This is a genomic window from Neorhizobium sp. SHOUNA12A, from assembly GCF_023006505.1.
Taxonomy (GTDB): domain Bacteria; phylum Pseudomonadota; class Alphaproteobacteria; order Rhizobiales; family Rhizobiaceae; genus Neorhizobium.
The window spans coordinates 21273-28269 of record NZ_JALBGV010000074.1 but is presented as its reverse complement, the minus strand read 5'-3'; the positions used below and the strand labels follow the sequence as shown (position 1 = coordinate 28269).

General features: G+C 62.0%; 6 protein-coding genes. 5 read left to right on the top strand and 1 reads right to left on the bottom strand.

The features are described 5' to 3' along the window. The 5 genes from MOV63_RS25195 to MOV63_RS25175 form a co-directional block, all read left to right on the top strand. On the top strand, positions 1–1354 hold a 1354-nt coding region (locus tag MOV63_RS25195), incomplete at its 5' end, for an ATP-binding protein (RefSeq protein ID WP_247038003.1). Further along, the gene (locus MOV63_RS25190) at positions 1351–2043 is read left to right on the top strand and encodes a response regulator transcription factor (protein ID WP_038539990.1); all 693 of its coding nucleotides are present in this window, start codon (positions 1351–1353) and stop codon (positions 2041–2043) included. The genes MOV63_RS25195 and MOV63_RS25190, both read left to right, overlap by 4 nt. Before the next feature lie 33 nt (positions 2044–2076). Beyond that, a complete protein-coding gene (locus MOV63_RS25185) occupies positions 2077–2526 on the top strand; it encodes a PTS sugar transporter subunit IIA (protein ID WP_247038001.1) in 450 nt (149 codons plus the stop codon). 112 nt (positions 2527–2638) lie between these two features. Further along, entirely contained in the window at positions 2639–4546 is a 1908-nt protein-coding gene (locus tag MOV63_RS25180; RefSeq protein ID WP_247037999.1) for a diguanylate cyclase, read from the top strand. Between the two features lie 165 nt (positions 4547–4711). Then, a complete protein-coding gene (locus MOV63_RS25175; protein ID WP_247037997.1) occupies positions 4712–6172 on the top strand; it encodes an MFS transporter in 1461 nt (486 codons plus the stop codon). 95 nt (positions 6173–6267) lie between these two features. Here the strand turns inward: MOV63_RS25175 and msrA are convergent, their stop codons facing one another. Next, positions 6268–6996: a peptide-methionine (S)-S-oxide reductase MsrA gene (msrA, locus tag MOV63_RS25170; RefSeq protein WP_247037995.1), complete on the bottom strand. Its 729-nt coding sequence runs from the start codon at positions 6994–6996 to the stop codon at positions 6268–6270. Position 6997: the final 1 nt, after the last annotated feature.

Below are 6997 nucleotides of genomic sequence, written 5' to 3'. Positions count from 1 at the left end.
CCTGTTCGCCTCGGTGGCCGGGGCGCTCTCCTTCAACTTCTTTTTTCTCGAACCGCGCTACACGTTTACGGTCCGGGATCCGGAAAGCCTGGTGGCGCTGTTCTTCTATCTTGGCGTCGCGGTCGTTGCTTCAAACCTGACGGCGGCCGTGCAGCGCCAGGCGGCGGCGGCCCGCCAGCGGGCGCGCACCACCGAAGACCTCTATCTCTTCTCGAAGAAACTGGCCGGTACCGGCACGCTGGACGATGTGCTCTGGGCGACCGCCTTCCAGATAGCCTCGATGCTGAAGGTCCGGGTGGTCATCCTGCTGCCGGAAAACGGCTCGATCGCCGTCAAAGCCGGTTACCCGCCGGACGACACGCTGGTGGATGCGGATATCGCCGCCGCCAAATGGGCCTGGGAGCATAATCGCCCGGCCGGCCGCGCCGCCGACACGCTGCCGGGAGCCAAACGTCTTTACCTGCCGATGCGCACCGGCCGCGAAGCTGTCGGTGTCATCGGTCTCGACAACGATAAGCAGGGACCGTTGCTCACCCCTGAACAGCAGCGGTTGTTCGATGCGCTGACAGATCAGGCGGCGCTGGCGATCGAGCGCATCCAGCTTGTCTCCGACGTCGACAAGGCCAAGCTCGCCGCCGAGACCGACCGCCTGCGCACCGCGCTGCTCACTTCGATCTCGCACGACCTGAAGACGCCGCTTGCCGCGATCATGGGGTCGGCGGGCACGCTCAAGGATTTTGGCGCCGACATTCCGGAAGAAGCGCGTGCCGAACTGCTGACCAGCGTCGTCGACGAATCGGAGCGGCTGAACCGTTTCATCTCCAACCTGCTCGATATGACCCGCATCGGCTCCGGCGCCATGGAGCCGAACTACGCCTTTCATTTCGCCGGCGATATCGTTGGCACGGCCTTGAGCCGGACCGCGAAGATTGTCTCAGCCCACAAGCTCAATGTCCGCATTCCCGCCGACATGCCGATGCTGAAGGTCGATCCGGTTCTGTTCGAGCAGGTCCTGTTCAACCTCATCGACAATGCCGCCAAGTACGCGCCCGAAGACACGGTCATCGATATCCGTGGCTGGCAGGATGGCGGTTCAATCCTTATCTCGGTGATAGATGAAGGACCGGGCATCCCGCCCGACGATCTGGAGCGCATCTTCGACAGTTTCTATCGGGTGCGGAAGGGTGACCATGTGCGGGCCGGCACGGGGCTTGGCCTTTCCATCTGCCGCGGCTTCATCGAGGCCATGGGCGGTACAATCCGGGCGTCCAACCGGTCCGATCGCCCGGGTGCGATCTTCACGGTCCGGATGCCGGTGCCGACTGAAATGCCCATTATGGGAGAACAGGAATGACCAATACCGCGGTGCGCGTCCTGATCGTCGATGACGAGCCGCCGATCCGCAAGCTCTTGCGCGTGGGCCTCTCCACCCAGGGCTATGCCGTCAGCGAGGCGATGAATGCCAAGGTCGCGATCGATCTCGTAAGATCAGAAAAGCCGGACCTGATCATCCTCGATCTCGGCCTGCCGGATATGCCGGGTCACGATCTGCTGGCCAGATGGCGGGGCGAGGGGCTGGATCTGCCGATCGTCATCCTCTCCAGTCGCACCGACGAGGCCGGCATCGTCAAGGCGCTCGAACTCGGCGCCGACGACTATGTGGCGAAACCCTTCGGCATGAACGAACTCGTCGCCCGCATCCGCGTGGCGCTGCGCCACCGACTGCAGACACAGGGCGAAAAACCCGTTTTCCAGACGGGTGAGCTTTCCGTCGACCTCGTCAAGCGCATCGTCAAGGTCGCCGACAAGGAGATCAAGCTGTCGCCGAAGGAATACGACATCCTGCGTATCCTGGTGCAGCATGCGGGCAAGGTCCTGACCCACCGGTTCCTCCTCGAACATGTCTGGGACGGCCTGACCGACGTGCAATACCTGCGCGTCTATGTGCGCCAGCTTCGCCAGAAGATCGAGAAAGCGCCCGATCAGCCGCAATATATCCTGACCGAAACCGGCGTCGGTTATCGGCTGCAGGAAGGCCAATAGGCGCTGCTATTTTCATCAATGGACATGACCCCCATGAAACTTCGGGATTATCTCCCGCCGGAGAATATCGTGCTGGATCTGGCGCCGCCGTCGAAGGCGATCCTGATCCGGCAACTCGCCGCGCTGGCCGCCGAAAGGCTGGGGCTCGATGCCGGCGAGATCGTCCGGGTGCTGACCAACCGCGAAACCCTGGGTTCGACAGGGATCGGTGCCGGCATTGCCATTCCGCATGCAAACGTGCAGGGCCTCGATCGGCATTTCTGCCTTTTCGCGCGGCTGGCGAAGCCAGTCGATTTCGAGGCGGTGGACGACGAGCCGGTCGATCTCGTATTCCTGCTTCTCAATCCGCAGAACCGTTCGGACCACTTGAATATTCTGTCCTGCATCGCGCGGCGCGTGCGTGAGGAGGAGGTGGCTGCAGCCATTCGGCGAGCTGCCGGCGTCCAGGACGTTCATTCGCGTCTTTGCCCAGCAAATCCATGACTAAAATGCGGGTGAGTTGGTTTAGGCGAACGTAAACGACTTCTTCCTAATGTCCTCGACCGGCGGATCGCAACTCCTGGGGCGCCCTGTTGCGTCGGTTTGGGAGAGAGAGATGATAGGTGCAATCAAATTCCTGCCCGCCAGGACGTTTGCTGCCGTTGCATTTGCCGTCTCCGGCTTCGTCGGCCTGATCGCCTGGGGAGAATATTCCAGCTGGAGGTCCCAGGTCGCCGGCATCGAGGCGGGCCTGGCCCAGACGGCCAAGGCGCTGGTGCAGCATGCCGACGACACGGTCGACATGGCGAGGTTTCCGCTGGCGGCCCTGATCACCCGCATCGAGCAGGAACGCGACGTGGTGGACATGCCGGCAAAGATCACCCAGGTGATGAAACGACAGGTCGAGACCACCCCTTGGCTCGACGCCCTCGCCGTCTTCGATGCCGATGGCAGAATGGTCGCGACATCGTCTTCGATCGACGCCAGCGGCATGAATTTTTCGGATAGGGAGTATTTTGTATTCCACCAATCCTCAGACACGCGCGAGCCCGTATTGGGCAGGCCGTTGAAGAACAAGTTGAACGGTCAGTGGATATTGCCGGTCACGCAGAGGATCAGCAATTCGGACGGAAGTTTCGGCGGCGTTGCGCTGGCGGCATTCATCCTCACCGAATTGACCAACTTCTTTCAGGGCTTCAGCCTGGGCAGCGAGGGCTCGTTCCTGTTGGTTCGCCGCGACGGCGTCGTGCTGGCGCGGGCGCCATTCCTCCAGACGCTGCTTGGATCGAGCATCTCGTCCTACGATCTGTTCACGGACCATCTCCGCCAACGGCGTTCCGGCTCCTATCACTACGTCTCTCCGATTGATGGCCTGCAACGCATAGGCGGCTTTTATCAGAGCGAGCGCAGCGGCCTGGTCGGACTTGCTGCGGTATCTCAGTCCGAAGCGCTGGCAACCTGGATGAAGGGCGCGCGGATACGATGGGTCGCCTGCCTTATCCTGGTGGCGATCACCGGCTTCCTGGTCTGGCGCTGGCGGCGCCAGGTGATGTTGCGGCGGGCGAGCGAAGCACTGCTGGTGGCGCGCGAAGCGGAATTCCGGCTGCTTGCGGAAGGTTCGGGCGACCTGATCCAGCGCTTCAACGGCCATGGGATCAGGGAATATCTCTCGCCATCGGTCAGGGAGATACTCGGTGTCGACGCCGAGGCGATGCTTGGCACTCATATTCTCGAGAACCTGCATGAGGACGATCACGGTGCCGTCACCGAGGTCATGGCCCGGCTGCGGGAAGGGTCGACCAGGGAAAATATGATCGTCCGGCGCAAACGGGCCGACGGCAAGCAGATCTGGCTCGAGACCACTTTGAACAGGCTGCCGGGCGGCACCGGCGGTACCGATATTCGCATTGTTGCCGTCACACGCGACGTCACGCGTCAGAAGAGCCTCCAGGAAGAGCTGGATGCGCTCGCCAATACCGACGAACTTACCCAACTCGCCAATCGCCGCTCCTTCAATATCCATTTCGAGGACATGGTGTTGCAGGCGGCACAGCAATACGCGCCGCTCTCTCTTCTGATGATCGACGCGGACCACTTCAAGCTGTTCAACGATACCTATGGCCACGCCTCCGGCGACGACTGTCTGCGAGCGATTGCCACTGTCGTGCGCGGTTCGATCCGTCGGTCGAAGGATCTTGCCGCCCGTTATGGCGGCGAGGAACTTGCGGTCCTGTTGCCGGATACGAATGGCGCCGGTGCGTTGAAGGCGGCGGAAAACATCCGCCAGCGCGTCGCCGGCCTTCAATTACCGCATGAGAAGAACCTTCCCTGGGGGCATGTGACGATCAGCATAGGCACCGCGACCTTCTATCCCGCAGCAGGCGCCAAGCTGACGACCGCGGAACTGTTCGAGCGCGCCGACCATGCGCTCTACCGGGCGAAAAACAGCGGTCGCAATCAGGTCGCGGCTGGCGGGGACGAGGCGGCCAGGACCACCGTCCGGCCGGAAATCAAGTCCGTCTGACCGCCTGCCACGTTCATGGGCCCGTTATATCCTTGATAAATGCCAGATTTCGCGCTTGACGTCGGCCCGGAGGGGAATACTAAGAAACATCCCCCACCGACGGCCGTTTGACCGCCGAACATCCATCCCTATCGTGTTCGCCCCGCGGCGTTCCCAGGTGAACCCATGACCAATCCAAGCTCGAACCGGGCGCTCGTCATTGCGGCCGTCATGGCAAGTATGGCGATGATCGCAATCGAGGCGACGATCGTCTCGACGGCCATGCCGCAGATCGCCGCCCAACTCGGTCAATTGAACCTCTATAGCTGGGTCTTCTCCTCCTTCCTGCTGGCACAGACCGCTATGACCGTGGTGTTCGGCAAGCTTTCCGACATCTACGGTCGCAAGCCGATTATTCTGTTCGGTACGGCAATCTTCCTGATCGCCTCCGTTCTGGCAGGTTTTGCCTGGTCGATGCCGTCGATGATCGCCTTTAGGCTGTTGCAGGGCATCGGTGCCGGTGCGATCCAGCCGGTCATCATGACGGTCGTCGGTGATCTTTATCCGGGGGCGGAACGTGGCAAGGTCCAGGGATATCTGGCCAGCGTCTGGGCGCTTTCTGCGGTCGTCGGGCCGTTGCTCGGCAGCATCATCGTCCACAGCCTGCCTTGGGCCTGGGTGTTTTGGATCAACGTGCCGATCGGTATCATGTCGGCGATTGGCTTCATCGTGTACCTGCACGAAGAAAAGCAGACCCGGACGGCATCAATTGACTTTCTGGGGGCAGGCCTCTTCGCCGTGGCCATTTCCGCGCTGATGATCGCGCTCACCGAAACCGAAGGTGCCACCGGCTATCTGTTCGTTTCGCTGGCGATCTTCCTCGTCAGCTTCCTGCTGTTCATCTGGCAGGAGCGGCGCGCATCGGCTCCGATGGTTTCTCTGGAACTCTGGCTGAAGCGGCCGATCGCTTTTGCCAATACGGCGGTCTTTCTCTCCAGCATGGCGATCATGGGGCTGACGACCTTCCTGCCGATGTACGTGCAGACGGTGCTCAACCGCTCGCCGCTGGTGGCCGGTTTCACGCTGACCATGCTGCTGGTCGGCTGGCCGAGCGGCGGGACCTTCGCCTCGCGGATGTTCCCGCGCTTCGGACTGCGGCCGCTGATGATCGCCGGCAGCCTCTTCGTTCCGGTCGGGGCGTTTCTCCTGGTGTTGCTGACGCCGGAAAGTTCACCCGTCCAGGCAGGCGCCGGCTCGCTGCTGATGGGCTTCGGCATGGGCCTGCTCAATATCTCCGGCCTGGTGATCATCCAGGACAATGTCGGCTGGTCCGAACGCGGCAGCGCGACCGCCTCCAACGTCTTTTCCCGCAATCTCGGCAGCACGCTCGGCGCAGCGCTTCTCGGCGCCGTCCTGACCTACGGGCTTGCCAATTCCATTACGGGGCCGATCACGTCCGATCAGTTGCGCGATCTGCTGCAGGGCGTCGGCGGCGGACTTGCGGCCGGTTCGCCTATCAGGTCTGCGCTCCAGCACGCGCTGCACATGACCTTCATCGCGATGTTCCTGATCACTGCGCTCATCATCGTCGCCTGCCTCTGCGTTCCGGGTGTTGCACGGCGCACCGAGGCGGCGCAGGAAGGCTGAGGCCTTCGAGACGGCCGATATCGCCGGACGGGCGGCGATATCGTTTGGGCTAAAGCAGTACGGGAGCCGTATGTTACGGGTTTCCTGAAATGCGTTCAGTTGCCGATACCGGCCTGCGCGACCAGGACCGGTTTGTCGCGGTAGTCGCTCGGGAACAGCTTCTTCAGGTTCTCGATCTTCGGCAGGTCGTTATAGACGATATAGGGATAGGTCGGGTTCTGGGTCAGGAAGTCCTGATGGTAGGCTTCCGCCGGATAGAAGGCCTTGCCCGGCTCGATGGTCGTGGCAATCGCCGCATGGAAGATTTTGGCCTTGTTGAGCTGGTCGATATAGGCCTTGGCGACGCGGGCCTGATCCTCGCTGGTCGGGAAGACCGTCGAGCGATACTGCGTTCCGGTATCCGGCCCCTGGCGGTTGAGCTGGGTCGGATCATGCGCGACCGAGAAATAGATCTGCAGCAGGTGCCCGTAGGTGACCTTTTTCGGGTCGAAGGTTACCCGGACCGATTCCGCATGGCCCGTCTTGCCGTAACCGACCGTCTCGTAGGCGGCGGTATCCTTGGCGCCGCCGGCATATCCGGAGACGGCGTTCTTGACGCCTTCGACATGCTGGAACACGCCCTGGACACCCCAGAAACAGCCGCCGGCAAAGATGGCGGTTTCGGTCGCAGCCGTGCTCCCCGCCTGGTCGATCGCGGGAGCGGGGATGGCAATTCCTTCCTCGGCCGTAGCGCTGCTGGTCGCGCCAAACATCAGGCCTGCCAAAACCAGCGCAGTGCCGGCAAAGGCGGTGAGGGTATAGGGTGTTTTCGTTCTGTTTTTCATG

Coding starts and splice junctions, on each gene's coding strand:
- MOV63_RS25190 (WP_038539990.1), top strand. CDS start 1,351: ATGACCAATACCGCGGTGCGCGTCCTGATCGTCGATGACGAGCCGCCG.
- MOV63_RS25180 (WP_247037999.1), top strand. CDS start 2,639: ATGATAGGTGCAATCAAATTCCTGCCCGCCAGGACGTTTGCTGCCGTT.
- MOV63_RS25185 (WP_247038001.1), top strand. CDS start 2,077: ATGAAACTTCGGGATTATCTCCCGCCGGAGAATATCGTGCTGGATCTG.
- msrA (WP_247037995.1), bottom strand. CDS start 6,996: ATGAAAAACAGAACGAAAACACCCTATACCCTCACCGCCTTTGCCGGC.
- MOV63_RS25175 (WP_247037997.1), top strand. CDS start 4,712: ATGACCAATCCAAGCTCGAACCGGGCGCTCGTCATTGCGGCCGTCATG.